The organism is Mycobacterium sp. DL440, assembly GCF_011745145.1.
Lineage (GTDB): Bacteria > Actinomycetota > Actinomycetes > Mycobacteriales > Mycobacteriaceae > Mycobacterium.
Window position 1 is genome coordinate 5,717,786 of record NZ_CP050191.1, and the last position, 26,202, is coordinate 5,743,987.

Annotated in this window: 26 protein-coding genes and 1 pseudogene; 12 read left to right on the plus strand and 15 right to left on the minus strand. The window is 64.3% G+C overall.

Going from position 1 to position 26,202, the window contains the following annotated elements; genetic code table 11:
* Positions 1-30 precede the first annotated feature (30 nt).
* From HBE63_RS27825 to HBE63_RS27840, 4 genes and pseudogenes are all read left to right on the plus strand, one after another.
* Positions 31-1,242: a CaiB/BaiF CoA-transferase family protein gene (locus tag HBE63_RS27825; protein WP_166908081.1), complete on the plus strand. Its 1,212-nt coding sequence runs from the start codon at positions 31-33 to the stop codon at positions 1,240-1,242.
* On the plus strand, positions 1,242-2,186 hold the full coding sequence (locus tag HBE63_RS27830; RefSeq protein ID WP_166908083.1) for a VOC family protein: 945 nt from the start codon (positions 1,242-1,244) through the stop codon (positions 2,184-2,186). The genes HBE63_RS27825 and HBE63_RS27830 overlap by 1 nt, the downstream gene beginning before the upstream one ends.
* Positions 2,187-2,222: 36 nt before the next feature.
* Positions 2,223-3,045, plus strand: a pseudogene (locus HBE63_RS27835) (mycofactocin-coupled SDR family oxidoreductase).
* Positions 3,046-3,222: 177 nt separating this feature from the next.
* The gene (locus HBE63_RS27840; protein WP_166908085.1) at positions 3,223-4,239 is read left to right on the plus strand and encodes an NAD-dependent epimerase/dehydratase family protein; all 1,017 of its coding nucleotides are present in this window, start codon (positions 3,223-3,225) and stop codon (positions 4,237-4,239) included.
* A 14-nt stretch (positions 4,240-4,253) separates the two neighbouring features.
* Here HBE63_RS27840 and HBE63_RS27845 read toward each other — a convergent pair whose 3' ends face one another.
* On the minus strand, positions 4,254-4,694 hold the full coding sequence (locus HBE63_RS27845; RefSeq protein WP_243858342.1) for a MarR family winged helix-turn-helix transcriptional regulator: 441 nt from the start codon (positions 4,692-4,694) through the stop codon (positions 4,254-4,256).
* Between the two features lie 114 nt (positions 4,695-4,808).
* On the opposite strand from HBE63_RS27845, the gene HBE63_RS27850 reads away from it, so the two are divergent.
* Both HBE63_RS27850 and HBE63_RS27855 read left to right on the plus strand, forming a co-directional pair.
* Complete coding sequence (locus HBE63_RS27850) at positions 4,809-5,729, plus strand: spirocyclase AveC family protein (RefSeq protein WP_166908087.1); 921 nt, start codon at positions 4,809-4,811, stop codon at positions 5,727-5,729.
* Between the two features lie 44 nt (positions 5,730-5,773).
* A complete protein-coding gene (locus HBE63_RS27855; protein WP_166908088.1) occupies positions 5,774-5,926 on the plus strand; it encodes a hypothetical protein in 153 nt (50 codons plus the stop codon).
* 9 nt (positions 5,927-5,935) lie between these two features.
* Here HBE63_RS27855 and HBE63_RS27860 read toward each other — a convergent pair whose 3' ends face one another.
* The 10 genes from HBE63_RS27860 to HBE63_RS27905 form a co-directional block, all read right to left on the minus strand.
* Complete coding sequence (locus HBE63_RS27860) at positions 5,936-6,853, minus strand: SDR family NAD(P)-dependent oxidoreductase (RefSeq protein ID WP_208301230.1); 918 nt, start codon at positions 6,851-6,853, stop codon at positions 5,936-5,938.
* 6 nt (positions 6,854-6,859) lie between these two features.
* Positions 6,860-8,062, minus strand: a complete 1,203-nt coding sequence (locus HBE63_RS27865; RefSeq protein ID WP_371814830.1) for an acetyl-CoA hydrolase/transferase C-terminal domain-containing protein — start codon at positions 8,060-8,062, stop codon at positions 6,860-6,862.
* A gap of 28 nt (positions 8,063-8,090) precedes the next feature.
* Complete coding sequence (locus tag HBE63_RS27870) at positions 8,091-9,248, minus strand: acyl-CoA dehydrogenase family protein (protein WP_166908091.1); 1,158 nt, start codon at positions 9,246-9,248, stop codon at positions 8,091-8,093.
* Between the two features lie 30 nt (positions 9,249-9,278).
* On the minus strand, positions 9,279-9,521 hold the full coding sequence (locus tag HBE63_RS27875; protein ID WP_166908093.1) for a hypothetical protein: 243 nt from the start codon (positions 9,519-9,521) through the stop codon (positions 9,279-9,281).
* Positions 9,518-10,669 (minus strand): amidohydrolase family protein, encoded by a 1,152-nt coding sequence (locus HBE63_RS27880; RefSeq protein ID WP_208301231.1) that lies wholly within the window; start codon positions 10,667-10,669, stop codon positions 9,518-9,520. Before HBE63_RS27880 ends, HBE63_RS27875 begins: the two co-directional genes overlap by 4 nt.
* Before the next feature lie 125 nt (positions 10,670-10,794).
* Positions 10,795-11,949 carry an acyl-CoA dehydrogenase family protein gene (locus HBE63_RS27885; protein WP_166908095.1) on the minus strand — a complete coding sequence of 385 codons (1,155 nt, stop codon included), beginning with the start codon at positions 11,947-11,949 and terminating at the stop codon, positions 10,795-10,797.
* Entirely contained in the window at positions 11,946-13,460 is a 1,515-nt protein-coding gene (locus HBE63_RS27890; RefSeq protein WP_208301232.1) for a class I adenylate-forming enzyme family protein, read from the minus strand. The genes HBE63_RS27885 and HBE63_RS27890 overlap by 4 nt, the downstream gene beginning before the upstream one ends.
* Before the next feature lie 4 nt (positions 13,461-13,464).
* On the minus strand, positions 13,465-14,298 hold the full coding sequence (locus HBE63_RS27895; protein ID WP_166908097.1) for an alpha/beta fold hydrolase: 834 nt from the start codon (positions 14,296-14,298) through the stop codon (positions 13,465-13,467).
* Positions 14,299-14,312: 14 nt separating this feature from the next.
* On the minus strand, positions 14,313-15,533 hold the full coding sequence (locus tag HBE63_RS27900) for a cytochrome P450 (protein WP_166908099.1): 1,221 nt from the start codon (positions 15,531-15,533) through the stop codon (positions 14,313-14,315).
* Between the two features lie 24 nt (positions 15,534-15,557).
* The gene (locus HBE63_RS27905) at positions 15,558-16,712 is read right to left on the minus strand and encodes a thiolase family protein (RefSeq protein ID WP_166908100.1); all 1,155 of its coding nucleotides are present in this window, start codon (positions 16,710-16,712) and stop codon (positions 15,558-15,560) included.
* Positions 16,713-16,852: 140 nt separating this feature from the next.
* Here HBE63_RS27905 and HBE63_RS27910 point away from each other — a divergent pair, with 140 nt between their 5' ends.
* Both HBE63_RS27910 and HBE63_RS27915 read left to right on the plus strand, forming a co-directional pair.
* On the plus strand, positions 16,853-18,343 hold the full coding sequence (locus HBE63_RS27910) for a class I adenylate-forming enzyme family protein (RefSeq protein ID WP_166908102.1): 1,491 nt from the start codon (positions 16,853-16,855) through the stop codon (positions 18,341-18,343).
* 34 nt (positions 18,344-18,377) lie between these two features.
* Positions 18,378-18,680, plus strand: coding sequence for a hypothetical protein (locus HBE63_RS27915; RefSeq protein ID WP_036446840.1), 303 nt, complete (start codon positions 18,378-18,380; stop codon positions 18,678-18,680).
* 48 nt (positions 18,681-18,728) lie between these two features.
* Here the strand turns inward: HBE63_RS27915 and HBE63_RS27920 are convergent, their stop codons facing one another.
* Positions 18,729-19,970 carry an amidohydrolase family protein gene (locus tag HBE63_RS27920; protein ID WP_166908104.1) on the minus strand — a complete coding sequence of 414 codons (1,242 nt, stop codon included), beginning with the start codon at positions 19,968-19,970 and terminating at the stop codon, positions 18,729-18,731.
* Positions 19,971-20,116: 146 nt separating this feature from the next.
* Between HBE63_RS27920 and HBE63_RS27925 the strand changes: the two genes are divergently transcribed.
* Together HBE63_RS27925 and HBE63_RS27930 are read left to right on the plus strand one after the other, a co-directional pair.
* Entirely contained in the window at positions 20,117-20,716 is a 600-nt protein-coding gene (locus tag HBE63_RS27925; RefSeq protein WP_166908106.1) for a TetR/AcrR family transcriptional regulator, read from the plus strand.
* A gap of 9 nt (positions 20,717-20,725) precedes the next feature.
* On the plus strand, positions 20,726-21,730 hold the full coding sequence (locus HBE63_RS27930) for a Rieske 2Fe-2S domain-containing protein (RefSeq protein WP_166910306.1): 1,005 nt from the start codon (positions 20,726-20,728) through the stop codon (positions 21,728-21,730).
* Here HBE63_RS27930 and HBE63_RS27935 read toward each other — a convergent pair.
* Genes HBE63_RS27935 through HBE63_RS27945 form a run of 3 tightly spaced genes read right to left on the minus strand, consistent with a single transcriptional unit; the run spans position 21,724 to position 24,375 of the window.
* Entirely contained in the window at positions 21,724-22,737 is a 1,014-nt protein-coding gene (locus HBE63_RS27935) for a DUF2889 domain-containing protein (protein WP_208301233.1), read from the minus strand. The genes HBE63_RS27930 and HBE63_RS27935 overlap by 7 nt on opposite strands.
* Before the next feature lie 11 nt (positions 22,738-22,748).
* Positions 22,749-23,183, minus strand: coding sequence for a Zn-ribbon domain-containing OB-fold protein (locus tag HBE63_RS27940; protein WP_166908108.1), 435 nt, complete (start codon positions 23,181-23,183; stop codon positions 22,749-22,751).
* 1 nt (position 23,184) lies between these two features.
* Positions 23,185-24,375, minus strand: a complete 1,191-nt coding sequence (locus tag HBE63_RS27945) for a thiolase family protein (RefSeq protein WP_166908110.1) — start codon at positions 24,373-24,375, stop codon at positions 23,185-23,187.
* A gap of 107 nt (positions 24,376-24,482) precedes the next feature.
* Here HBE63_RS27945 and HBE63_RS27950 point away from each other — a divergent pair, with 107 nt between their 5' ends.
* Positions 24,483-24,941, plus strand: a complete 459-nt coding sequence (locus HBE63_RS27950) for a MaoC family dehydratase (protein WP_166908112.1) — start codon at positions 24,483-24,485, stop codon at positions 24,939-24,941.
* Between the two features lie 65 nt (positions 24,942-25,006).
* Positions 25,007-26,197, plus strand: coding sequence for a thiolase family protein (locus HBE63_RS27955; RefSeq protein ID WP_166908114.1), 1,191 nt, complete (start codon positions 25,007-25,009; stop codon positions 26,195-26,197).
* The last annotated feature ends 5 nt before the right edge of the window (positions 26,198-26,202 follow it).

The window sequence follows — 26,202 nt, forward strand, 5'->3', positions numbered from 1 at the left end:
CACCCGCCCCTGATCTGAAGCGAGGAATCAATGACCGACATTCTCAATGGGATCCGAGTTGTCGAGCTGGCGGCTTGGACGTTCGTACCGGCCGCAGGCGCCGTCCTCGCCGACTGGGGAGCCGATGTCATCAAGATCGAACACCCCGAGACCGGAGATCCGCAGCGGGGGCTGATCAGCTCTGGAATCGTCACCGGCGCAGGGGGAGTGAATCACTTCATCGAGCAGCCCAACCGCGGGAAGCGCAGCATCGGATTGGATACGTCCACACCTGAGGGCCTGGAACTGCTGATGAAGCTGATCGAGACTGCTGACGTGTTTGTCACGAACCTGCTGCCGGATTCGCGGCAGCGCATGGGAATTGACGTAGACCAGGTCCGGGCCCGGAACCCCAAGATCATCTACGCCCGGGGCCATGGCTACGGAACCAAGGGGGACCAGGCTTCACAGGGCGGGTTTGATCTCGCGGCCTACTGGGCACGCGGCGGCATCGGCGACGCGTACTCCGACGGCGCCGGTTCCTATCCGCCGATACAACGGCCGGCCTTTGGCGACTCATACGGCGGCCTGGCGATTGCCGGTGGTATCGCCGCGGCATTGGTCAAGCGGGAGCGCACCGGTGAACCTTCGGTCGTTGATGTGTCGCTGCTGAATGCCGCGATCTGGCAGCTCGGTCCGGACATCGTCGGTTCAGGTGTCACCGGCCAGGACATTCCGAAGTTCAACCTGGACGAGATGCCCAACCCGATCGCCAGCATCTACAAGACCCGTGACAATCGGTTCATCGCGTTCGTACTGCTGCAGGCGGATCGATTCTGGTCGGACTTCTGCGCCCGGCTCGGTCGGCCTGACCTGATCGACGATGACCGGTTCTCCAGTGCTGCAGTGAGATTCGGCAACCGCGTCGAATGCATCGCCGAGTTGCGGCGAAGCTTCGAATCCGAGGATCTGCCGCATTGGGAGAAGGCTTTTGCGGGATTCGATGGTGTGTGGGATGTGATGCGTACCGCTCGCGAGGTGCACGAGGACCCGCAGGTGATCGCGAACGGCTACCTACCCCGCGCAACGGACGTGAACGGCAACGAGTTCGCGTTGGCGGCCAGCCCGGTGCAGTTCGACGAGGCGGCATTGAACCTGACCTGTGCGCCAGGGCATGGCGAGCACACCGACGCTCTGCTCTCCGAGCTCGGTTTCAGCGAGGACGAGATCATCGACTTCAAGATCAACTCGGTGGTCCTTTAGTGGCAGCCGATGTTCTGGCCCGGCGTTTTCTGCACGTCAACCTGAACTGTGCTTCGTTGGACGCGACCGAGCGGATCTATTCCGAGGTCCTCGGCCTGAAGGCGCGGATGCGGACCGATCCGGCGGTACCCACGGACGGGACGATCCTCGGTCTGGACGGTGAAACCGTTTGTGCCACTTCGTTCCTCTATGATGCCCGCGGCGGCCGTGGGGGATGCGCATTGGAGGCCATCGAGTACTTCTCGCCGGCGTTGGGTCGGGATACAGGCACCGATCCGTTCCGGCCTGGGATTCGAGCCGCACAGTTAGGCGTGGCGAACGTCGACAATGTGGCCTCGCAGCTTCGTGATGCCGGGTTATCGGTGGGCGAGCGGGTCGACCGTCTGCTCGGTGGCGGCAAAACGGTGCTCGCGATCGATCTGGACGGAGTGGTGATCGAGTTGACCGAACTACCTGCCGGCGCCGATGCGTCGACCGGTGGGTTGTTCAACGGCGTCAGGATCGCGGCGATCGACGCGGCGGCCACCGGCGAGTTCCTCACCGCCATCGGGTTTGACGAAGTCGACGCGCCAAAGACAATACCGGTGACCGGTGCTCAACTGACTCCGGGGGGAACCGGTGAAACAGACTGTGTGGTCGCCCGTTACACGCTCGCCGAGGACGGGCATCAGTTCGCCCTCGTTGTGGTCCAGCATCCGGCGACCAGTCCGGCACCGGTACCGTGGGGCGGCAATCGTCAGGGGCTGTACCGCTGCGCGTTGCGGGTGGAGAACGTCCATGACGCGCTGGCCGCCGTGCCCGATTCGGTTGAGCGCATGGGTGATCCGGTGTGGTGTCCGCTGCCCGGAACGAAGATCGAGGGATTGCACATCGCGTTCCTGCGCTCACCAGACGGTGTGGTCTTCGAGTTCGTCGAGCGCCCGCTCGCCTACTTCAGCCGCTAGCCACGCCGTTGAAAGCGGTGTGAGGACGGGATCGATATGGAACAACTGGCAGGTAAGGTTGCGTTGGTTACCGGCGCGGCACGGGGGCCAAGGACGCAGCCACGCCGTGGCGCTGGCCGAAGAAGGCGCCGACATCATCGCGGTCGATATCGCGGCAGACGTCGACTCGATTCCGTACCCGCTCGGAACCAAAGAGGATCTCGACGAGACCGTCCGGCTCGTTCAGAATGCGGGCCGACGCGTCGCAACCTACGTCTGCGATGTTCGCCACCTCGCCGATCTACAGAACAGCGTGCAGTCGGGGATTGCCGAGCTTGGCGACATCGACATCGTGGTGGCCAATGCCGGTGTGGTCGCGACCGGACGAACCGACCCGTTCGACGAGCAGGTCTATCGGGATATCGTCGAAACCAACCTCTTTGGCGCCTGGAATACCATCGTCGCGACTGTGCCTTCGATCATCCGTAAGGGCCAAGGTGGTTCGATCATCTTGACGAGTTCGACGCAAGGCTTGGTCGGTCGCGGGGGCGACGGGTCGGCGGCCGCGTTCGGCTACGCCTCATCCAAACATGGTGTCGTGGGTCTGATGCGGTCGGCCGCACATGCATACGCCGAGCACAACATTCGGGTCAACACAATCCATCCCACCGGGGTGGCTACTCCCATGGTGCTCAACGAACACATGGGCCAGGTGTTCCAGGAGAATCCGTCGGTGCCAAAGCTCGCGACCAACCTGCTGCCGGTTCCGTTCATCGAGGCCCAGGATGTCACCAACGTCGTGGTGTGGCTGGCCAGCGACAAGGCTCGGTACATCACGGGAGCCACTCTTGCGGTGGACGCCGGCTTCACCGCCCTGTAGAGCGGTGAACGCACCGCGTGTTGCCGAACCCCTGCACCGCCATCGCCGGGCCTTTCTCGCCTGCCGAGGGGGACCTCCTGACACCGCCGCGTGATCGAACGGCCTGCTGTCCCCATTTTTGAGATGACGCAGACGTTTAAACCAACTATGACAGCGAACTGACAAAGGAGTGTAGCGGTGGCGGGTCGCATCAAGCTGGTCATCGGGGCCAGTGGGTTCCTGGGCTCGCACGTCGTACGCCAATTGGTCGAGAACGGAGAATCCGTACGGGTTCTACTTCGCCGCACCAGTTCCACCAGGGCAATCGACGATCTCGAGGTGGACCGCACGTACGGCGACATCTTCGACGACACTGCGGTGCGCGAGGCGATGGACGGCTGCGACGACGTCTATTACTGCGTCGTGGACGCCAGGGCCTGGCTTCGCGACCCAACCCCACTGTTCCACACCAACATTGATGGATTGCGCCGGGTACTCGATGTCGCGGCCGCCGCCGACTTACGTCGGTTCGTGTTCACCAGCACAATCGGCACCATCGCGCTATCCGAGAATGGCGGAGCTGCCACCGAGGACGAGCCGTTCAACTGGCTGGACAGGGGCGGGGCCTATATCCGCTCGCGCGTCGAAGCCGAGAACCTGGTGCTCGACTATGTGCGCGACCGCGGGCTGCCGGCGGTCGCACTGTGTGTGTCCAACACCTACGGTCCGGGCGACTGGCAACCGACCCCGCACGGGTCGCTGGTCGCCGCGGCGGCCGCGGGAAAAATGCCTGTCTACGTCAAAGAGATGGCGATGGAAGTGGTCGGTATCGAAGACGCCGCCCGGGCGTTGATTCTCGCCGCCGACAAAGGCCGCGTGGGGGAGCGTTACATCATTTCTGAACGGTTCATCACCGCTCGGGAACTGTATGAAACCGCGGCAGACGCCGCCGGAGCCAAGCGGCCGAGATTCGGGATCCCGCTCAAGGCGATGTACGCCTTGGGGTTTGGCGGAGATGTGGCCGCCGCCGTGCTTCGGCGCGACATGTTGCTCTCGACGTTGAGCGTGCGGCTGATGCACATCATGTCGCCGATGGATCACGGTAAAGCTGAACGGGAGCTGGGATGGCATCCCGAACCGATCCACCATTCAATTCGCAAAGCCGTGGAGTTCTATCGTGATCGAGCGGCCGCTGACCGTACCGCGACAGGGTGAAGGAGAGCGGCCGATTAGGCGGGTCCGAGCTTGAGGTTCTGGCAGAGGTCGGCCAGGGTTGACCGCAACTGCCCCAGGCGCCGTGGCCCGATGATGTCAGCGATCTCAGTATCGAGCCGCTCGCCGACCGCCGCGGCATCTGCCATCATGTCGACACCTTGCTGGGTGTATCGCACGATCTTCGCGCGTCGATCATCGGGATCCGCGACTCGCTCGACATAGCCGAGCGCCACCAATTCGTCGACGAGTTGCCCGATGGCGTTCTTCGAGACATCCTGGGCGCGGGCGATATCGGAGATGCGACTGCCCTCCCACCCGAGGAAAACCATCAACCGGGCATGCGCGGGCCGCAGGCTGGTGTGGCCGAGCGAGTGTGAGCGTTCCAGGCTGGCGCGCATCATCCACTCACCGAATTCGATGGCGTGCCGCTGCAGAGAACTCGTCTGAAATTGCACGAGCTCGCGGTCTGTTCGCGCTGGGGCGCGAATCGGTTCGCCATTCACGTGGTTGACATTACAGCCAAAAATGGTGAAGCTACCTTCACTAATAGTCGAACCGGGAGTGGCACCGTGTTTTTCGCTTCGGAAGAGTTGGTACCGCCGGCCACGCTGGATCCCAGCGGAGTGTGGGTCTTCAACTGGGTGATACCCATTGTGGGCAGCATCTTCATCGTGCTGGCCATCGCCGATGTCGCCCGCAGGCGACGGCTGACCTGGGGTTTTCTGTTCCTCTTCAACAGCATCGCCGTGTACTGGATGGAAACCATCGGGGACTGGGGGCAGCAGCTGTTCTACAGCCCGGCGTTCACCGAGCATCACCTTCTCGAGTGGTTGCCCCTCAAGACGCCCAATGACCCGCTGTTCATGCCGTTCGCGTATGCGGTCTATTGGGGTGTACACGCGCTGTTGGTGCTGTGGCTGAGTCAGTGGGTGGCCTCGAAGTTCGGCTGGAGCATGCTGAAATCCATGCTGGTGCTGGCGATTCCGGTCAACTACGTCTGGGATTTCGTGGTGGAGGGGACTGCCACGGCGATGGGATGGTGGACGTATGACCCCGGTATCGGCCCAGTCCTGGAGTGGGGCAACGGTGGCCGGATCACGCTGCTATGGACCATTGGCATCATGTGCACGTGGCCCAACCTGATCGCCTACTGGGCGGGTAAGCCCCCGATCCGGGGTCTCAACCACCTTGAGCGGTTCTGCCGATTGGATCGATTCACCAGACCCAAATCGGTGCCTGGTGCGCCGGCGACCGGCGGCACCACCTCTCAGGGTGATGTCGCAGTGGCGACGGTGCCGACCCGGCTGACCAAAGAACAGGAGTTCGACAACTTCCTGAACTACGAGGTCACGATCCCACGGTGGCGGTTCGAACTTATGCGCCTGGGAGCGTGGTTCGTCGGCTTCCAGGTGACCTTCTTCATGTTCCTGGTTCTGCCGTTGGTGATCATGCGGTGGGCAACCGGCTCCGTCAGCCCCTACATTCCGTGACTCGAGAGGATGACATGAACTCCCAACAGCGCAAACGTACGAGCATGAAGGACATGCCGGCCGAGTTCTTCCTCCCGCCGCAGAGCAACGCCGAATTGTGGGACGAGACCGTGAAGCTCGTCGCCGGCTGCGTAGCTTTTCTGGTGATCCTCGGTGTCATCGTGGCCCCTACCCAGGGCATCGTCATATCGGTGTGAGGTCGTCTGTCACCGATGCGTGGGCAACGGGCCCGCCAAGCCTCGCGGAGAGGCACCGTAGAGCCAGCTGGCCGCCTGGCCGATCTCGGAGAAGTCTAGCGAGACACCATCTTTGGAGTCATAGTGGCCGGGAGCTTCGGTAAACCCCTCGATCCGGCTGAGCTGGTGCCCGTTCACCCGCAGGATCTGGCCGGTCAGCCAGGATGATTCGGACGACTGCAGCCACGCCACGACCGCCGAACTGCGGGCCGGGTCGAGCGCGGGGTCGGCGGCCTGCTCACTGCCGAAGAAGTCTGCGCTGATCCGAGTGACCGCTAGCGGCGAAATTGCGTTCACCGCAACACCATAACGACGCGCTTCCATGGCGGTGACCACCGTGAGGTTGGCGATCGCCGCTTTGGCGGCGCCGTACGCGCTTTGGCCGACATTGCCCCATAATCCCGCACCCGAGACGGTGTTGACGATGTGCGCATCGAGCGGATTGCCGGCTTTCGACTGGGCGCGCCAGTATTCGCAGGCATGCCGGGTAACCGCGAACGTACCTTTCAGATGTACCGCGATCACCGCGTCCCAGTCCGACTCCGACACGGTCGCGACCATGCCATCGCGCACGATGCCCGCGTTGTTGACGACCCCGGTCAAGGTGCCGAAAGCGTTGACGGCCGTCGAGATCATGTCGGCGACATCATCCCAGCACGACACAGAACCGGTGTGCGCCACGGCCTTGCCGCCGGCCGCCTCGATCTCGGCGACGACGTCCGCCGCGGGCCCGTCCCCGTCGCCGCCAGAACCGTCGCGGCCCACGCCCGGGTCGTTGACGACGACCGCAGCGCCTTGCTTGGCGAGTTCGAGGCAGTGGCCGCGGCCGATGCCTCGTCCGCCACCGGTTACCAGGACGACTTTTCCGGTCAACGGACTTGTCGGCATCGTTCGTTATCTCCTTTTCTCTGAGAATAATTCGGTGATCAGACGTCGACGTTGCGACCAGTCCGCACCGCGTAGATCGGCGTATGCGGATTCGGTCACAATCATGTCCACATCGTGAGCAGGGGTGGATGCCGGCCGGCTCAGCTGTTCCACCAAGGGGGAACGCCCTCTCGTCGAGGAGGGGACGGCGATGATCGACAGTCCGCCGCAACTCATTCTGGCGGCGGCGCAGTAGTCAGGGTGGCCGCCGATCCCTCCGAACACCTTCTCGCCCACACCTTCGACGTTGACCTGCCCATATGGATCGATTTCGACGGCAGTGTTCACTGCGATCAGCGGTGCGCCGCGCGACAATCGGGTGAAGTCGTGGGTGTAGGCCAGTCCGCGCAAGATGGCGCGACCGTCGGCCCAGTCGTACAACTCCTCACCGCCGAACAGGTACGTCGCTGATGGCGTCCCTGCCAGAAGCCCCCGCCGGTCGAGATCCACGACGCCATCGGTGAGCATGCCAGTATCGATCTGCAACGGCACTTTGGCCCGACGAAGCAGGGCGACACCGAGCTGTCCCGGGCCGTACTGCAGGCGGGCGCCATCAGGCGTCAAGGCCAGTACCGCGTCGGCCAGTGCCTCGTGAACAGGCTCGGGGGCACGCTGCGGCGTGTGGAGGGGTCCGTTGCTGACGGTGCCGAGCACCTCGACCATTGACGGGTCCAGCGGCGGTTCAGCCGAAGCCGCTGGTGCGGTGGTGTCGACGACTGCCAAAGTCCTCGTCCCGCCCTCGATCACCGTGCGTTGCCAGGAAACCTCGGTGCCGAACTGTAGCTGTCCGTCGCGACGAACCAGACTGGTGAGCAACAGCTGCGGCTGCAGCAGGTCGGTGAGAAGCGCGGGGATGGCGGCGAGTCGGGTCGGCAGGAATCGTGCCTTCGGGTCGCCCAACAGATCACGCACACCCCAGCCGGGCATCAGCGCAATCGCTTCGGTGAACGCGTCTACGTCCAGGCCGTCCAACGGCTCGGGCAGCCAACCCAGTACCAGCCGCACGGATCCCACAGCACGTGCTGCGGTGCTGAGCACCGCCCCGATCGAGCTCCCATCGTCGAGGCGCTGCAGCTGACCCACGCCGTCGCCGAGGGCCACTGTCATGCCGGGCTGTAGCTCATCACGCAACGCCCTTGTCAGGACTGCTGCGGTCAAAGATTCTGTCACCGTATCGGTCTGCTCTTCGCGCAAGCGCTCATCGTGGCTCTTTGGGGAGCCCCAGCACACGCTCACCCAGGATATTGCGCTGAATTTCGCTGGTACCGCCCAAAATCGTCTGCGCTCGCCCGACGAGCATGTGATGCACCAGGTCCGCGGCATCACCGGAGCTCGTCGGATCGGTGCAGGCATCGGTGCCCAACACCTCGGTAGCCATGTCGCCCAGGTCGCGGTCGGTCTCCGAGGTCATCAGCTTGAGCACCGAGAATGCCGGCGATGTCAGGTCGCCCGAGTCGATAGCGCGCTGCCAGGTGAAACGCAGCAGCCACATCCGGGCCCACAGCCGCGTCATCGACCGCGACAGCACTGGGTCCAGCAGCCCGCGGTCACGGGCCGCGTCGACCATCTGCTCGTGCAGCTTGAACATGCCCACCGCCTGGGTACCCAGCGTCAGTCGTTCGCGTCCCAGCGTGACCATCGCCACCGCCCAGCCCTGCCCGACCTCACCGATCAGCGCCTCGTCGCCCAACTCGACGTTGTCGAGGAAGACCTCATTGAACTTGCTTTCGCCGTCCATCTGGGTCAGCGGGCGCACCGTGACTCCCGGAATATCCATCGGCACAATGAACATCGACAGTCCGTGGTGCTTGTCGGCGCCGGTGCGGGCGAGCAGCAGACCATAGTCCGCCGATGCTGCCGCCGAACTCCACACCTTCTGCCCGTCGACCTGCCAGCCGGTCTCGGTCCGCGCAGCCCGTGTACGCACGCCGGCCAGGTCCGATCCCGCGCCGGGTTCGGAGAACAGCTGGGTCCAGACGTCGTTGCCCAACCGGATGCCGTCCAGGTAGCGATCTTTCTGGTCCTGGCTACCGAACTTGATCAGCACCGGGCCGACGAGATCGGCGCCGGTGATATTCAGTTGGCGCGGCACGCCGGCGCGGGCACATTCCTCGGCGAACACCGCCTGGTACGCCACAGATGCTGCAGCGCCGCCGAATTCGAGCGGCCAGTGCAGGCACGTGTAGCCATGGTCGGCGAGATAGCGGTGCCACTGCCGGCCCGGCTCGACGTCGTCCGCAGTGGGGGTGGGCCCGTAGTTCCGTAGACCCGCCGGTTTGTCCGCGTTGTCAAGAAACTGACGGATGTGGGCGCGCACCGCGTCGATATCCTCGACGACGTCAGCGGAAGCCGACACTTCTACTCCTTGGCCTCGGCCGGGTCGCAGTCACTTCCCGTCCAGATAGTCGTTGTATTCGTTGTGGATCGATTCCATCGCGTGGAGCCGACGATCGAGCAGAGCGATCTCGGCTGGATCACCGGTACCCGTGGTGATTTCGTCGAGTCGGGCCCGAGTGCGAGCGATCTCCTCGACGAGGCGCTCGCGCGCTTCGTCCTTGGTGAGGAGATCCTGATCTGTCCAGTCCGACTGAGGAAGTTGGTCGATCCGTTCCACATCGTCTCCGGTCATGCCACTCGCGGGAAGTTGTAGAACTGGCGCGCATTCAGTTCGACGATGCGATGAACCTCGTCGTCGGGCACCTTCTGTAATGCCTGCGCTGCGCGTTCACGGCTTTGTGGCCAGAAGGAGTCTGAATGCGGGTAATCGCATTCCCAGGTGATCTGGTCGATGCCCACTGCATGGCGCATCTCCACGCCGAAGTCATCCTCGATGAAGCAACCGTGGAAGTGCTTCTTCCACAGGTATGTCGGCGGATGGTCCTGGTTGATGTTGTTGTAGAAGCGATGCTTGCGCCACACGCTGTCGGCGCGCTCCAGGATGTAGGGAATCCAGCCGATTCCGCCTTCGGACAGCCCGATCTTGAGGTCGGGGTGTCGGTAGAGGGTGTGGGAGAACAGCCAGTCGGTCAACGCGGTCATCGACATGGTGCCCATCAGGGTGATGAACACGGCGAACGGTGCGTCGGGAGCGATCGGTGGCGGGAACCCGCCCGACCCGAAGTGCTGGGCCAGCACCAGACCGGTTTCTTCCAGCGCTGACAGCAGCGGATCCCAGTGGTCGGAGTGCACCGACGGCAGTCCCAACTTGTCGGGCAGGTCGGGGAAAGTCACGCACTTGGCGCCTTTGGCCGCAACACGATGGATTTCCTTCACGCTGGCCTCGACATCCCAGAACGGCAGCATCGCAACAGGGATGAAGCGGTCCGGCGCAGTGGCTGCCCACTCGTCGAGGTGGAAGTCGTTCCACGCGGCCGAGCAGAGTTTGGCCAGTTCTTTGTCGTCACCCTCGGCGAAGACCGCGCCGGCGAAGCGAGGGAAGGACGGGAAGCAGGTCATCGCCTGCACCCCGTCGATGTCCATGTCGGCCACCCGCGCCTTCGGGTCATAGCAGCCCGGGATCATGTCGTCGTAGCGCACCGGCTCGATGCCGTACTCCTCGGGCTTCTTGCCCGCGACCGCGTTGAGCCCGATGTAGGGGTAGATCCGGCCCTCGTACTCCCAGACCTGGCATATCTGGCCGGTGTCCGGACGTTCCCACTCGATGATCTTCGGCCCGGCCTCCAGATATTTGGTGGGCAGTCGATCACTCCACACCTTCGGGTGTTCGATCAGGTGATCGTCGACGGAGATCATTTCCATCCAGGGCTGCAACGGCACAGGTGCCTCCTCGTGGCGACGCGGTCAAATGGGCTGCAAAAGAGAAAAACATTTAGTTATTTAACTGTGAGTCTAGTCACCCTGGCGGAGGCGGGCAAGCGAATCCAGCCGGGGATACTGCGAGGTCAGGCCAACTTGATCAGCGTGGCCAAGCGATCCCAGTGTTGGGCCGGCGAGCCGAACAACACCTCGTCGGTCCGCGCTCGCCGTAGGTAAAGATGTGCGGAGTCCTCCCAGGTGAAGCCGATACCACCGTGAATCTGGACGTTGGCATGCACGGCGTTACGCAGAGCCTCCGAGCACACCGCCTTGGCCATGCCGGCCCGCCAATCCGCTTCATCAGCCGCGCCGTCCGTGCCGTCGAGAGCCTGCAGGGCCGCCTGTGATGCCGACCGTGCCCACTCCAGATCGACCAGGATGTCCGCACACTTGTGTTTGACTGCCTGGAAGCTGCCGATGGGGCGGCCGAATTGTTCGCGGGTTCTCGCATAGTCGGTGGCGATTTCGAGTACCCGCTCGCACGCGCCGACCTGTTCGGCCGAGAGCACTGCAAGTGTCACGTTGACATGACGCTGGATGAGGTCGTCAATCGGTCCAGCGCCGGACAGCAGCACTGCGCGAGCCCCGCTGAGGGTGAGGGTGGCCATCGGTCGGGTGCCGTCGAGCACGCGTTCGGCCTCTTTGGCGACACCTTCGTCGGCAGAGTCGACGAGGAACACCGCGGGTTCGCCGTTCTCGGTGTTGGCGACCACAACGAGATCGTCGGCGACGCTGCCGCCCAGCACATGACGCGCTGTTCCGTCGACCCGCCATTGCTCGGTGCTTCGAGTAGCGGTCAACGTCACCGCATTTCGGTGCCACAGTCCGCCATCACCGGTTAGCGTCGTCGCCGCGATCCGACGGCCTTCGGCGAGTCCGACGAGCCGCTTGTCGGAGTCGGGATCGTGCTCGGCCAGCTCGAGCAACAGGCCGGTCGCCAACACGGCGGAACTGACGAACGGCACCGGCGCCACGGTGCGCCCCAATTCGTGGGCGACCACGCCCAGCGCCGACGCGCCGTATCCCGCACCTCCCAGGTGTTCGGGTAGTGCAATGGCGGCCACCCCGACCTGGTTGCACAATGCGTCCCAGAGGACCGTGTCAAAACCGGAACCGCCGTCGTCGTCGCTCACTTCGCCGTAGGCGACGCCACGCACCCGCTCCTCGGAGGCCATCCGCTCACAAGCAGCACGTACCGACTGCGCGAATTCCTGGCGCTCGTCATCGGCTAGCGCGGTCATCGGTCTCCTCCTGTGATCTGCTGGGCCAGTTCGGATTTGGCGACCTTTCCCAGCCCGTTCAGCGGGAACTCGTCTACGATGACGAGCCGTTCCGGCCACTTCTGCTTCATCAGCCCGCGCTCGTCGAGGAACGTGCACAGTTCATGGAGGGTGACGTCGCGGTGCTGGGGCGAGCGCCGCACCACCGCGCACACCAGCTCACCGCGCAGCTCGTCAGGCTGACCCAGCACTGCGATCTCGTCGACGAGCGGATGAGCCAGCAGCTCGTTCTCTATCTCGTCGGGCGCGATGTTCTCGCCCTTGCGGATGATCAGATCTTTGGTTCGACCGGTGACCACGATGCGACCGTCAGGACGCAGATACCCTCGGTCCCCGGTGTGGAACCAGCGGTCAGCCGTCAACGCCCGGTTCCACTGTTCGTCCTCCACGTAGCCCGGTGTCAGGTTGTCGCCGCGCAGCTCGATCTCGCCGGTCGGCCCGATCCGGACCCGCGCTCCGGGGATGGGCCGCCCCGCGCTGTTGGCCAGTTGTTCGTCGGTGTCGGTGCACTCGCTGACACATACCATCGGCGCTTCGGTCATGCCGTACGCGTGCACCACCGGAATGCGCAGATGCCGGCGTACCTGCCGATGCACTTCCGGTGGACACGCGGCGCCGCCGCCGATCAGCATGCGCAGTGACGGCATGAGAAGATCGGCTGTCGGAGAAGCGATTTGGGACGCAACGAGCATCTGGTAAAACGCGGTGCTGGCGCCGGTCACGGTAACGCGGTGCTCTGCAAGCAAGCCGGGCAGGGTATCGGCAGTGACCTTCGGGACCAACAGCACCGGAAAGTCGCCGAGCAATGCTGCCGCGAGATAGACCATTCCGCCCACGTGTGCGATGGGGAAGGCGATGGTGCCGACTTCCTGCGGATGACTACCGAGCCCGAGATAAGCCACATATCCGCGCGACGCGCTGAGCAGCGTGGCGTCCGTGTGCGCCACACCCTTGGGGCGACCGGTGGTACCCGACGTGAAATACACCCAGTGTGGGTCTGCCGCTGAGCGCGGTCCGTTGAGTTCGGGGCATGGTTCCTGGATGGCAGACAGGCGTGTCAGCAGGTCATCAGGCATGACGACCGTAGGGATATCGCACGGGGCATTGTCAGCTGTCGTGTTGTCCACCAACAGGATATCGGCGTTCGCGACGTCGAGGGCGGTGCTCACCTCGCGTTGGCGGTAGAGGTGTAGAACCGGGGCCTGGGTGACGGGCATGCGGGACAGGGCCAGCATCAGCACTACCGCCGGGACATGCGAGGGCAGTTGCCAGGCAACCGTCATGCCGGGCCCCACACCGGCGTCCCACAGCCACTGCGTGGCCGCCGCCGACATCGAGGCGACCTGGGACACCGTCAGTGTCTCGCCTGCGGTGTCACGCAACAATGGCCGGTTCGGCCGGGCGGCCGCGCACTCGTCGAGGAGACCGGCAACGCTACCTGCGATGACCTGCTGCCGCTCTTGGGTATTCATTGGCTCAGCTGTCCAGGAACTGGCGGATCGCCGAGGCAGCCTGTTCAGGGCGGTCCAGCATCACATACGTGGAAGCGCCGGCGATCGGCTGAAGTGCGGCGTTCGGGAAGGCGTCGGCGAGGCGCCGGGCGTGGGACAGCGGAAACATGTCGTCGGCGTCGCCCCAGGCAAGGAGGACCGGATTGGTCCATTCCTCGATCGCTCTGCTGGCGGCCAGGGTATGGCGGGGGTGCAGATCGGCCGTAAAGCGCACTGCCTGGCCACGGACGGCCGCGGATGACAGGAAGCCGCCGAAAATCGCGGGCCGCCGCTCGGGGTCGATCCCCTGCCGGGTCACCGCACCGATAAACACCCTCAGCCCAGGCGGTGTGGTCAGCAACCGCATCAGCACGGCGCCGACGAAGCGGTTGAGTCGGCACAAGCGCACTATCGGGGCAAAGCTGCCGGGCGGAAAGTGTTCGTAGCTATCGCAGTTCGTGAACACCAGTCGCGACACACGGCCCCAGTCGAGCCCTGGGTCACCCAGCGCTGCCAGGACGATGCCACCGCCGGTGTCGTTGGCCACCAGCGTTACGTCGGACAGGTCCAATGTGTCGAGTAGCCCCAGGATGCGTCGCCCGGAAGCGGCCACCGAGAGGTCCACCGGCTCGTCAAGGGGCTTGCGTTGTGCGCCGAGCGGCCAGGTGGGGACGATGCAGCGATGCGTATCGGAGAGTAAGTGGGCAACTTCGTCCCACACCGCGCCAGTGACATACGCGCCGTGAACGAACACCACCGGCGACCCAGCGCCGGTCTCGGTGTACTCGATCGCCGCTCCGACCACCTGCACGGTGGACATCGTCTCTTCCAACGTCAGCTCAACCTTCGGCCGGGCGTGAACGTGACCGGCAGCTCGCGCACCGCGTACACCTCGCCGGCGTCTTCGAACAGTGTTGCCTCACCGGATAATTGGAAGTCCGGTAGGCGTGACAGGATCTGGGTGAGCATCACATCGAACATCATCTTGGCGTAGTGCGAACCCAGGCACCGGTGCATGCCGATGCCGAATGCCATGTGCTTCTTGGCGTTCGGCCGGTCAAGATCGAGGGAGTCGGGGTCCTCGAACATGGCAGGGTCGCGGTTGGCGGCAGCCCACATCAGGATCGCCCGGTCGCCCTGGCACAGTGGTTGGCCGTGAAATTCGGCGTCGTGTGAGACGGTGCGGGCCAGTCCCAGGGTGGGAGAGTACAGCCGTAGCAGTTCGTCGGTGGAGTTCTTGATCAAGCTGGGATCGGCGATGAACTTCTCCCGCAGCTCGGTGTCCCGGCACAGGCGAAGCAGCACGTTGCCGGTAAATCCGCTGGTGGTGTCCATGCCGCCCAGCATCATCAACACCGTGTACATGGTGATCTGGCCGTCGTCGAGCGGTTGACCGTTCAGCGTGCCGCGCAGGATGTCGCTGAACAGGTCGTCGCCGAGACCCTCCGTGCGGCGTTCTGTCATGTGCTTGACGATCTCGCCGAACATCTCCATGCCAGCTGCCCCCGCCTTTTCTGGGTCGTGGGCGCGATCGTGCACCGTGGTGTGTACCCAGTGCACCCAATCCATGGCACGTGATTCGTCGAATTTCAGCAGACGCAGGATCAATCGGGCCGGCAGCGGCGTGGTCAGCTCGCCGACGAGATCACATTCGCCACGCTCGATGAAGGCGTCGATCGCCTCGTTGGTCATCTCGATCGCGCCTTCGCGAAACCGTTCGGCGGAGCCTGGCGAGAACCGCTTGAGGGTGACCTCGCGCAGCTCTTGGGTTTCCGGCGGATCGGACTCGATCGGCAGGATCGGCAATGGAAAGTCGCTGGCCGGCACACCCACCGACGGATAGGAGTTGAACAGGGCGTCGTCGCGGGCGGCTTCGAACACCGATGCGTAATCCGTCAGCGCCCAGAAGCCTTCGTAGTGATCGGAGTGTGCAACCGGACAACCGGATTCACGCATCTCTCGGAATCGTTGGTGGGGATCCTCGCGGAATTCTGGCGAGTGGTGATCGAGATCCACCTCGGCGCGCCGGCGCGGTGTTGTTTGGGTGTCGGTCATCCGCAGGACTCCTTTGTCGTTGGGCTACTTGGAGAGGATCGCGACCGCGGCTGTTCCCGGCGCGCCGTACAGCTGCGCCAGCCCCACCCGCGGGTCATTGGGCACCTGACGTTCGCCTGCAGTGCCGCGCAGTTGCTGTACCAGTTCGTAGATCTGGCGCAGGCCGGACGCACCGACCGGTTCGCCGTTGGCCAGCAGGCCACCGTCGGTGTTGATGGGCAGCCGGCCGCCGATCATGGTGGCGCCGTCGGCGAGCAGTGCCTCCTGCTCGCCGTCTTTGCACAGACCGGTCTCGGCCATATGGATGATCTCCGAGCCCGAGTCGGTGTCCTGCAGCTGGGCGACGTCGACGTCCTCGGGACCGATACCAGCCAATTCGTATGCAGCCGTGGCCGCTTCGGCTGTCGTGCCGGGCACGATGGGCAGTTCGATCGATGTCCGCAGCAGTTCGTAGGCGCCTTCGCGGCGGCTGCGCAAGGCGGTTGATCGCAGGTAGATGGGAGTGTCGGTGTACTGCTTGGCTTTGTCGGCACGGCACACCACCACGGCTGCCGCACCCTCGTTGGGGTTGCAGTACATGTACTGGCGCAGTGGGGCATTCACGACAGGGGAGCTCAGGATCGCCTCGATACTCATCGACTTGCGTCGCCAGGCGTGCGGTGCAAGCGCGCCGTTGTCGAAGTTCTTGGCCGCGACCCTGGCCAGGGTCTCTTCGCTGATGCCGTGATCGTGCATGTAACGCATGATCTTGGTGCCGAAGTAGTGGGTGGTGAGGAACATGCCCTGATCGCCGTACCACTGCGGTAATCCGGATACCGACGGATCGGCGCCGAACGCGCCGCGGGGATGTTTGTCCAGGCCGACGCCGACGGCGATGTCGGCCTCTCCGAGTTGGACGTCGCGGGCGGCGAGTGTCAGCAGGGAGTTTCCGGTGGCGCAGCCGCTCAGGGTTGCTCGTGCCGGCAGTCCGGTCATTCCCGCCAGACCGGTGACCGCCTCGGGATTGGCCACTTCGAGGCTGCCTGCGTAGAGACTGCCCACGTCCGGCCACTGCACCCCGGCATCACGCAGCGCCCTGCTGATGGCTACGGCGCCCATCTCCAGTGCAGACCGATCCTCGTACCGTCCGAATGGGTGAAGTCCGACGCCGATGATGGCGATGTCGGCCCTGCTGCTCATTGTGCTCCCGCGGGTGTGCTTTGACTCGAGTACGCTAACTCTATAACTATATAGCTGATTCTGGGCTGCCGGTCTAGAATCGCGTCACCGCCAGATGGCGGCGGACTGATTTGGCAAGCTGTGTGTGAAAGCTGAGGGCGTTGAGTATCTCGTTGCTTCTTGAGATGGCTGTTTCGGGCGATCCGGACCGGGTTGTCCTTGTGGATGGCGATATTCGGCTGACCACCGAGGGGCTCAGTCAACTCGCCGACGGGGGCGCAGGGGTGGTGTCCGCCTCCGGGGCGTCGCACGTCGTCTACGTCGGCACCGGGGGAGCGATGCTGCCGTTGCTGATGTTCTCCGCGGCACGCGCCAACGTTGCGTTCACCCCGCTGAATTACCGGCTGAGTGCCGAGGGCCTGGGGCAGCTCATCGACCGGTTGGCTGATCCGTTGATCGTGGTCGATGACGACTACCGCGACATGGTGTCCGGGGCGCGCGTAGTGAGCTCCGCCGAATTCATCGCCTCCGCACAATCGGCCGAGCCTGCGGCAGAGTTTGCCGATCCCGATGACGTCGCGGTCGTGTTGTTCACCTCCGGCACCACGTCGCGACCCAAAGCCGTTGAGCTGACGCACAACAATCTGACCAGCTACATCACCGGAACCGTGGAGTTCGGCTCCGCCGAACCCGCGGACGTCGCCCTGGTATGTGTGCCGCCCTATCACATCGCCGGGGTCATGGCCGCGTTGTCGAACCTCTATGCCGGTCGGACAGTCGTGTACTTACGGCGATTCGATCCACATGAATGGGTGCGTCTGGTAGCCGACGAGCACGTCACCACCGCGACCGTGGTGCCGACGATGTTGGACCGCATCGTGTCCGTGCTCGAGCAGGAGGCCACCGAGCTGCCGACGCTGCGCAGCCTGGCCTACGGCGGATCGAAGGTGGCACTGCCGCTGGTCCGCAAGGCACTCGACCTGTTCCCGCAGGTTGGTTTCGTGAACGCCTACGGACTGACCGAGACCAGCTCGACCATTGCAGTGCTGACCCCGGACGACCATCGCCAGGCGCACGCCGCTGACGACCATGCGGTGGCCCGGCGGTTGAGCTCGGTCGGTCGTCCGGTCCCCGATATCGAGGTGCAGATCCGCGGGGAGGACGGCACCGTGCTCGGCCCGGGCCACACCGGCGAGCTGTTCGTGCGTGGCCCGCAAGTCTCCGGCCGGTATGCCGAGATCGGGTCGGTGCTTGACGCCGAAGGGTGGTTCCCCACCAAGGACATCGCGACGCTCGATGACGAGGGCTACCTGTTCATCGGCGGTCGGTCCGACGACACCATCATCCGCGGTGGCGAGAACATCGCTCCCTCGGAGATCGAGGACGTGCTGGTCGAGCACCCCGACGTCCGCGAGGTCGCCGTCGTCGGTTTAGAGGACGCCGAATGGGGTCAGATCATCGTCGCGGTCATCGTGCGTGAGGTCGGCCGGGATCCAGAACCCGAGCAACTGCGGGAATTCGCCCGCACGAAACTGCGTGGTTCGCGGACGCCGGACCGTATCGAGTTCCGCGACGAGCTGCCGACCACGCCCACCGGCAAGGTGCTGCGCCGGGAGATCCTCGACGACCTCAAGCTCGCCTCCGCGGAGTGATCACCAGTAATACCGAAAGAACAAGGAGCACAGCATGATCAAGAATGGCACCCGGTTACAGAGCCAGGTGTGTGACACCCAGGTCATCGTCGTCAAGACGGCGGACAGTCTCGACGATCTGCGCTGCGGGGGGCAGTCAATGGTTCCCGTGGGTTCGGAACGATCGGCCGGCGTCTCGCCTGATCCCGCCTTCGCAGACGGCAACGCGATGGGCAAGCGCTACGTCGACGCGGGCGACGCTGAGGTCCTGGTCACCAAGGCCGGAGCCGGAACTCTGACCGTCGGCACGACCGCACTGGCGCTCAAGGAAGCAAAGCCGCTGCCCGCGAGCGACTAGACAACTCAAAAGGGCGCCAGGGCACAGGCCCCGGCGCCCTTTTTGGGATCAGGCGTTGGCCAACACGGGCGGCTTGACGGCCTCCGGGTCGGGGTTGGCGATCGGCAGGCCCATGAAGCGCCGGGCGTTGTCGCCCATGAAGTCGTAGGTCCGCCGCTTGTCCATGCCCTCGGCGTACTTGAAGTAGCCCTTCGGTGTTTCCAGGCCTTCGGGATGCGGCCAGTCGGAGCCGAACAACACCTTGTCCCACCCGACGGTTTTGACGACGTCGGCCACCGACCCTTCCCAGAATGGACTGACCCAGATGTTGCGGCGGAAAACCTCGTGCGGGTGTTCGGGGAAGTTCTGCGGCATTTTGCCGTAGGTCGACGCCAGATCGTCGAAAAGTGGCTTGATCCAGGAACTTCCGTTCTCGACGCTGGCGATCCGCAGCTTCGGGAATCGGGTCAGGGTGCCGTGGCAGATCATGCTGGTCAGCATGTCGGCGATCTCGCGGTGTCCCAATGCGGTCCATTTGAATGCCGACATCTCGAACGCGTTGCTGGTGTCAGCCGGTTCCCACTTCTCGATGTATTCCTGCAGCGGAGGTTGGCTGGCGTGGAACACGATCGGCAGTCCGGCATCCTCGACGTCGCGCCAGAACGGGTCGAACTCGGGCAGCGCGGGCGAGCGCCAGCCCTTGTAGCCCTTGACTGGCGCGGGCTTGATCAGAGCGACCTTGGCGCCGTTGTTGAGGATGTACTCGAGTTCGCGTCGTCCCTCGTCGACGAGGCCCAGGTTGATCACCGGCGTCGAGAATATGCGGTTGTCGTGGCTGAAACCCCAGTGCTCAAGCATCCATTGATTCAGAGCGTGGACGATCGCCGCGGTCAGCTCAGGGTCCTCGGCTGAAGAATGCTCGACCAGGTTGGCCAGCGTGGGGTAGTTCAGGCACGCCTCGACTCCTTGGCCGTTGAGTTCGGCGATCCGGTCCTCGGGATTGCGGGCACCCGGCGGGGTGTCGATGCCGCGCCCGGACATCTCGCGCATGGTCAAACCCTCGGGGTTCTGGCCCGAATAGAACTTCTCGTGTGCGCCAGGGGCGGCAACCCGGTCGAACGTCGGGTTCGGCATGTAGTCGGTGATCTTGTTGAGGATCGCGATCCGGGTGTGACGTCCGATCTGGACGAACTGCACTTTCGACTTGTACTTGTCCGGCAGGAACTTCAGCAGCGCGTCGGGTGTCTCGTACATGTGCTGGTCGGCGTCGAAGATCGGCGCATCCGTGAACTGGTCGGCGGGCGGTGTCATCGGTCTCTCCCTAGAAGTCGAACGGGACTTGGCTCGAGCATCACGCATACTTGACACTACTGTCAAGTAGTGGTGGACAATCCGTCAAAAATAAGGTTTACCAGTGGCTATTGAATGTGACACATGCGTCATATACGGTCGTCTGCATGACGGTGACCTCAGATGCTGCGGCCGGTGCGCAACTGGATGGCGGCCGGGGTGAACGCACCCGGTCGGCAATCCTGGAGGCCAGTCGCAGACTATTTCTGGAGCGCGGCTATGCCGGCACCCCGATCAACGCGATCACCGAGGCGTGCGGGATTTCGAGGGCCGGGTTCTACACATACTTCAAGGACAAGCGCGAGATCTTCAACGTCCTCGGCGAAAATGCCTACCACGCGGTCCTCGCCGTCATCGAGGAATGGGTCCAAGCCGATGAGCCTTTCGACGCCAACGACATTCGGACCTGGGTCGGCCATTACTTCGATTACATGGACCGCCATGGCGCGTTCGTGTTGGCCTCGGCGCAGTCAGCACCTGATGACGATGCGTTCCGAAACTCCCGTAACCGCATGGTGTCTCGTGCCTCATGGAAGCTGGGCCAGGCCATTGCCGGGGACGGTGCGCACTCACCCGACGCCATCGGTGTCGCGGTGATGGGCCTGCTGGACCGGGCCTGGCATACCGTGCACCGGCAGACCGTCGCTGTCGACCGCGACGAGATGATCGCGGTCGTCGCCGAGATGATCGTCCCGATGGGGAGGTAACGCTTGACCATGAAGGGCCTACCCAGCATGCTGCCGACCGGATGGTTCCAAGTCGGCTGGAGCGCCGATATCGGCGCGGGCGATGTCATCGGATTGCGGTATTTCGGTGTCGAACTCGTTGCCTTCCGCGATCTGGAGGGTGCGGTACACGTGCTCAACGCCCATTGCCAGCACCTCGGCGCCAACCTGTCCAAGGGCGGCTGCGTCGTCGAGGACGGTATTCAGTGCCCGTTCCACGGCTGGGTATGGAACGGGCAGGGCCGCAATGTGCGGATCCCATACGAGAGTCGTCCCAATCGCGGCCGCAAGGTGCGGTCCTGGCCGGTAGCCGAACTCAATGGGTCCATCTACATCTGGCACGACGTGGCCGGGCGTGCCCCGCTGTGGGAGGTGCCCGACGCGCTTGCGGTGCTAGGCGATCACATCCGCCATCGGGAGTATTACCCGGTTGGCCCGGAGGCTCGAATCAGATTCTCCGACATCCACGTTCACCCGCAGGTCATAGCCGAGAACGCCGTCGACCCGCACCATTTCCGCTTCGTCCACAAGACCCCGACAAGCCCGACCGTGTTGCGTGAGGGCTCCGATGACGTCACCTGGTCGGCGAAGGTCGGCTTCGGCCGACGCTGGAGTGCCGGCGTCGACGTTCCGGGGGAGACCACAAACACCCTGGAGATCTACTGGTCCGGACTTGGTATCGCGTTCAACGGCGAGCACACCCGCGAGGGCTACCGGGTCATCGCGATCTGTGCCACACCGGTCGATGACAAAACTTCAGATATCTTCTCCACCTACTGGATCGACGAAGCCAATGGCAGCTACGATCAGCGACTGGCAGCGGCCCAGGCGGCGCTGCCCGACGATATCGCCATCTGGGACAGCCAGGTCTACATGGACCCGCCGGGTCTGACCGCCTCCGAAGCCGCTGGATTCAAGCAGTTGCGTCGTTGGGCTCGCAACTTCTATCCCGAAACCGGCACGGCAATCGATCCCGTTATGTCGATGGTTCAGTAAGGTCCGCGGACCTGCTCGATCAGAGCCCCGGCGTCGGCGACACTGCGCAGCAGATCGTTGAGATGGGTGCAGGTACTTGTTCCATTCAACTGACGGACGCGGAAATGCAGTTCGGGCAAGGTCATTCCGGTGATGCGCGCGGCGCTGGCAACCGCACCCGGGCATTCCTGCCACGGCAGCACCCGCGGCGTGGCCTGCGAGTCGACGATCACGTCGGTGGCGTCCACGGTCGCCGTGAGCGTGTATTCGTGGATGATCGTTTCAACATCGTCACCGCGCACGTAGGTGTCGCGGAACATCGCGTCGATCCCGATCAGCTCGGATGCTTCTTCGAAGACGTCGATGCGGCGCCGGCGGCGCATCCCAAAGCGCGGCAACTGTGACACCTGATGCCAGGCATGGGGATCGTCAGTGTGATCGAGATCGGGAGCCTCCGGACCGGTGACGACTACCGGATCGCCCGCCTCGAACGAGGTCATCAGCAGCCCGCCGGTGGCGAAGCCCGCGCACTGATCGGCGACGGGCAGATAGCCCGACTTCCCGACATCCCCGAGCAGACCGGACGCAGACAAGGCATGGCCAGAGATCAGTGTTGCGACGGGAACGTCGTCGAGCAGCGCGTAGCGCAGGTCGCGGGTCCGACGCAATTCTGGGGCTTCCTTGTCGGCGGCGGCGCGAAATCCGCTCATCGCCGGTGCGCCGGCCAGCCGGGTCACCGCCGCGACCGGTGGCACCACCTCGACGTTGCGCACGACTCGGGCGACCAACTCGATGGTGGCCGATAAACCGGCCGAACCGATTTCGGTGACCGCGCCCGCGTCATCGGTCCAGACATCACGGGCCCGCCCGTTCAGGTACACCGGTTCCAGTGCGCCCTCGTCACGCGTCATATCGATCGACGTGGTGCGACGCGCGGACCGCGCCCGGCGCGGCGGATTGTCGGTCGTGGGCTGGTGTATCCCGTGCAGGGGATGAAGCCCGAACACCGGGGTGCCCAGATCCGTCACTTTCGCCGAACCTAGCCCTCCCCGGCTGGGCGGAACGCGAAGGTCACCAGCGATTGTCCGTCGGCCGTCTCCAGCGTGGTGGTGGTCGACACCAGGCGCTGCCCGATCCGTAAGTCGGCCGTCTCCGCCCCGATGATCAGCGTCTCCACCAGCACGCCTTCGGGCAGTTCGACGAAACCCACCACATAGGGCTTGAACACTCTCGGATCCCGGTTGCCCTTGTACGGCAAGGGCGGCGGAAACTGCTGTGTGGTGTAGGTGTAAAGGGTGCCCTCGGTGGACAACTCGATGGCTTCGATGTCGCCCTGGATCTCCGGCGCGCCGTCGAAGAGCTCGGGTCGCTCGGCGGGGAACTTCACCGTACCTGACGAGCGCCTGCGGGATGCATGCAGCACGGCGCGGTCTCCGTCGACCCGGAACAGTCCCTCGGTGATCAATGTCGTCATCTTAGTTCACCTCGATAACCATCGCCGCACCCATGCCGCCGCCGGCGCACATGGACAGTACGCCGAGACCGCCACCGCGCCTGCGCAATTCGTAGATCGCGGAGGTGACCATTCGGGCTCCGGTCGCCGCGATCGGGTGGCCCAGGCTGATGCCCGACCCGTACACGTTCACGATGTCCTCATCGAGGCCGAGTTCTCGGGAGCATGCGACGGCTTGGGCGGCGAACGCCTCATTGATCTCGAACAGCGCCACGTCCTGGAGCTTGCAGCCGGCCAGGTCCAGCGCCTTCGGGATCGCGGTGATCGGGCCGCTGCCGGTGCGGTTCGGTGCCACCCCCACCGCCGACCACGACAGCACGTGCGCCAGCACCTCGCCGGAGGTATCCGGCGCGGTCAGCGCCACCGCCGCGGCGGCGTCGTTGACGCCTGAGGAGTTGCCGGCGGTCACGGTGAAGTTGTCGATCTCCGGATGCAGCACCTTCAGACCCGCGAGGGTCTCGAGTGAGCTGTCGCGGCGGGGATGTTCGTCGGTGGCGAAAGTGATGGTGGTGCCGTCAGCCTGTGGCACCCGGATCGGCACGATTTCGTCAACGAAGGAGCCGGCGTCGATGGCTTTCACCGCGCGCTGGTGACTGCGCAGCGCCCACTCGTCCTGCGCTTCGCGGGTGATGCCGTACTGCACCGCGCAGTTGTGCGCCACGGTGATCGACATGTCCAGGGCGGGGGCATCCTCTGTGGGCGGGTGCGAGAACGGGAACCAGGGGTCCTCGTAGTCCTCGGCGGCCTTGCCGGTGGTGAACGGCTTGCGCTTACGCAGCAGCGGTGTGGTGGAGCAGGATTCCATGCCGCCGGCCAGAATGGCCCGGCTCATGCCCGCTGCGATTTGCCCTGCTCCCACCGCGATCGCCGACAGGCTGGAAGCGCACTGGCGGTTTACTGCGAGTCCTGGGACATTGGTCAGGCCGAGATCGACCGCGACATAACGCGCGCTGTCACCGCCGCCCTGCAGGCTCTCGGCGAGGACCAGGTCGTCGAAGTCTGCCGCGGACAATCCCGACCGTTCCAGGACCGCAGCGACCACCGGCTTGGCCAGTTCGATCGCCGGCACGTTGGCCAGCGTGCCCCTGCGTGCTGTTCCGATCGGTGTGCGGGCAGCGGCAACGATCGCCGCCCGGGACGTCCTCGAGCCCATGTGTCTCCCAAGATCCTCGAATGTCCGGGCCGCTTGCCCGGAGTGCGTGGCCAGTCTATACCGTTAAATGAATATCGGTATGGCGGGGCGGGTTGGAGGTAGCGGACGTGAAGGTAATAGGGTCTGTCGACGAGGCGGTCGCAGCGATCGGTGACGAGCTCGGAGTCAGCCGTTGGGTGGATATCGACCAGAGCCGGATCGACGCGTTCGCGGACGTGACGATGGATCACCAGTGGATCCACGTGGATGTTGAGAAGGCCGAGGCCGAAAGTCCGTACGGCGCCACGATTGCGCACGGCTTCCTGACGATTTCTCTGATCCCCGGCGTGAGCAAGGACAACTATCGCGTGCAGAACGCGAGAATGGGCATCAACTACGGCCTGAACAAGGTGCGCTTCCTGTCCCCGGTGAAGGCGGGTAGCCGGATCCGGGTCCGGTCGCAGCTTGTCGATGCCACCCCGTTCGGCGACGACACCGTGAACCTGACAGTGCGTCACACCGTCGAGATCGACGGCGTCGAGAAACCGGCGGCGGTGGTCGAACTGATCGCGCGGTTCGTGTTCTGATAGCTACGGTAACGAGGTGAAAGCGTTAAACAGTTGACGACAATCGCTACCGAGGGAGCAATCAGATGAGCGGCCCGTTTGACGGGAAAGCAGTCCTGACCGGGGCGGGCAAGTCGCAGGTCGGCCGCCGGTTGGGTCGGACTGGCCTGGACCTGACACTTGAGGCGGTATTGAGGGCGATCGAGGATGCTGGTCTCAGCGTCGATGACGTCGACGGCATTGCGAGCTATCCGGGACCGGGCGTGCCCGACGCCGGGTTCTCCGGCGCAACTGTCCAAGAGGTTCGCAACGCACTCGGTCTACGCTCGCGTTGGTACATGTCGGCGATGGAGACCGCGGGACAGATCGGCCCGGTGATCGAAGCTTGTATGGCGGTCAGCCTGGGGTTGGCCAACCATGTCGTGGTGTACCGGTCGGTATGGGAGTCCACCGCGGCCCAACAGGCCGGCGGCGGCCGGGCGTCGGTGCTGTTCGGTGGCGGCGAGTTGCCCCCGCATCTGGAGTGGATGGCTCCGTTCGGTGCACTGTCGGCGGCCAACTGGCTGGCGATGCCGGCTCAGCGTTATATGCACGACTTCGGCTTGACCCGTGAGCATCTCGGCCACATCGCGATCAACGCCCGCACCAATGCCGGTCTCAACCCCGACGCGGTGTACCGCGATCCGATGACGATGGAGGACTACCTCGGCGCCCGGATGATCTCCGAACCGCTGTGCCTCTACGACTGCGACGTGCCGTGCGACGGCGCCACAGCCGTGATCGTTTCGCGCCGCGACGCTGCGGCTGGTCTGCCGCGGCATCCGCTGACGGTGGAGTCGGTGGGACCGGGCATGTTCGAACGCGCCACCTGGGACCAACGGATGGATATCACCACGATGGCCGCCCACGATTCGGCCGCCACGCTGTGGGAGCACACCACGCTGACGCCCGCCGATGTGGACATGGCTCAGCTGTATGACGGCTTCTCCTTTCTCACCGTGATGTGGCTGGAAGCGTTGGGTTTCTGCGATCACGGCAAGGTGGGCGAGTTCTTGGGTGATGGCTCGTCCATCTCTCTGAACGGCCCGCTGCCGATCAATACCAGCGGCGGGCAGCTCTCCGGCGGGCGGTTGCACGGCATGGGCTTCCTGCACGAGGCGTGTGTGCAGATGTGGGGCGAAGGTGGCGAACGGCAGGCGCCGAAGGCTCCGGAGGTGGTGGCTGTCGGGGTCGGAGGCGGACCGGTCGCCGGGTCGATGCTGTTGAGCAGCCGGTAATTCCA

Excerpts from the sequence above, each read along its gene's own strand:
- HBE63_RS27920 (WP_166908104.1), bottom strand. The coding sequence starts at position 19,970 with ATGACACCGCCCGCCGACCAGTTCACGGATGCGCCGATCTTCGACGCC.
- HBE63_RS27930 (WP_166910306.1), top strand. The coding sequence starts at position 20,726 with ATGAAGGGCCTACCCAGCATGCTGCCGACCGGATGGTTCCAAGTCGGC.
- HBE63_RS27895 (WP_166908097.1), bottom strand. The coding sequence starts at position 14,298 with ATGTCCACCGTGCAGGTGGTCGGAGCGGCGATCGAGTACACCGAGACC.
- HBE63_RS27825 (WP_166908081.1), top strand. The coding sequence starts at position 31 with ATGACCGACATTCTCAATGGGATCCGAGTTGTCGAGCTGGCGGCTTGG.
- HBE63_RS27900 (WP_166908099.1), bottom strand. The coding sequence starts at position 15,533 with ATGACCGACACCCAAACAACACCGCGCCGGCGCGCCGAGGTGGATCTC.
- HBE63_RS27955 (WP_166908114.1), top strand. The coding sequence starts at position 25,007 with ATGAGCGGCCCGTTTGACGGGAAAGCAGTCCTGACCGGGGCGGGCAAG.
- HBE63_RS27945 (WP_166908110.1), bottom strand. The coding sequence starts at position 24,375 with ATGGGCTCGAGGACGTCCCGGGCGGCGATCGTTGCCGCTGCCCGCACA.
- HBE63_RS27940 (WP_166908108.1), bottom strand. The coding sequence starts at position 23,183 with ATGACGACATTGATCACCGAGGGACTGTTCCGGGTCGACGGAGACCGC.
- HBE63_RS27855 (WP_166908088.1), top strand. The coding sequence starts at position 5,774 with ATGAAGGACATGCCGGCCGAGTTCTTCCTCCCGCCGCAGAGCAACGCC.
- HBE63_RS27925 (WP_166908106.1), top strand. The coding sequence starts at position 20,117 with ATGACGGTGACCTCAGATGCTGCGGCCGGTGCGCAACTGGATGGCGGC.
- HBE63_RS27875 (WP_166908093.1), bottom strand. The coding sequence starts at position 9,521 with ATGACCGGAGACGATGTGGAACGGATCGACCAACTTCCTCAGTCGGAC.
- HBE63_RS27890 (WP_208301232.1), bottom strand. The coding sequence starts at position 13,460 with ATGAATACCCAAGAGCGGCAGCAGGTCATCGCAGGTAGCGTTGCCGGT.
- HBE63_RS27885 (WP_166908095.1), bottom strand. The coding sequence starts at position 11,949 with ATGACCGCGCTAGCCGATGACGAGCGCCAGGAATTCGCGCAGTCGGTA.
- HBE63_RS27905 (WP_166908100.1), bottom strand. The coding sequence starts at position 16,712 with ATGAGCAGCAGGGCCGACATCGCCATCATCGGCGTCGGACTTCACCCA.
- HBE63_RS27915 (WP_036446840.1), top strand. The coding sequence starts at position 18,378 with ATGATCAAGAATGGCACCCGGTTACAGAGCCAGGTGTGTGACACCCAG.
- HBE63_RS27860 (WP_208301230.1), bottom strand. The coding sequence starts at position 6,853 with ATGCCGACAAGTCCGTTGACCGGAAAAGTCGTCCTGGTAACCGGTGGC.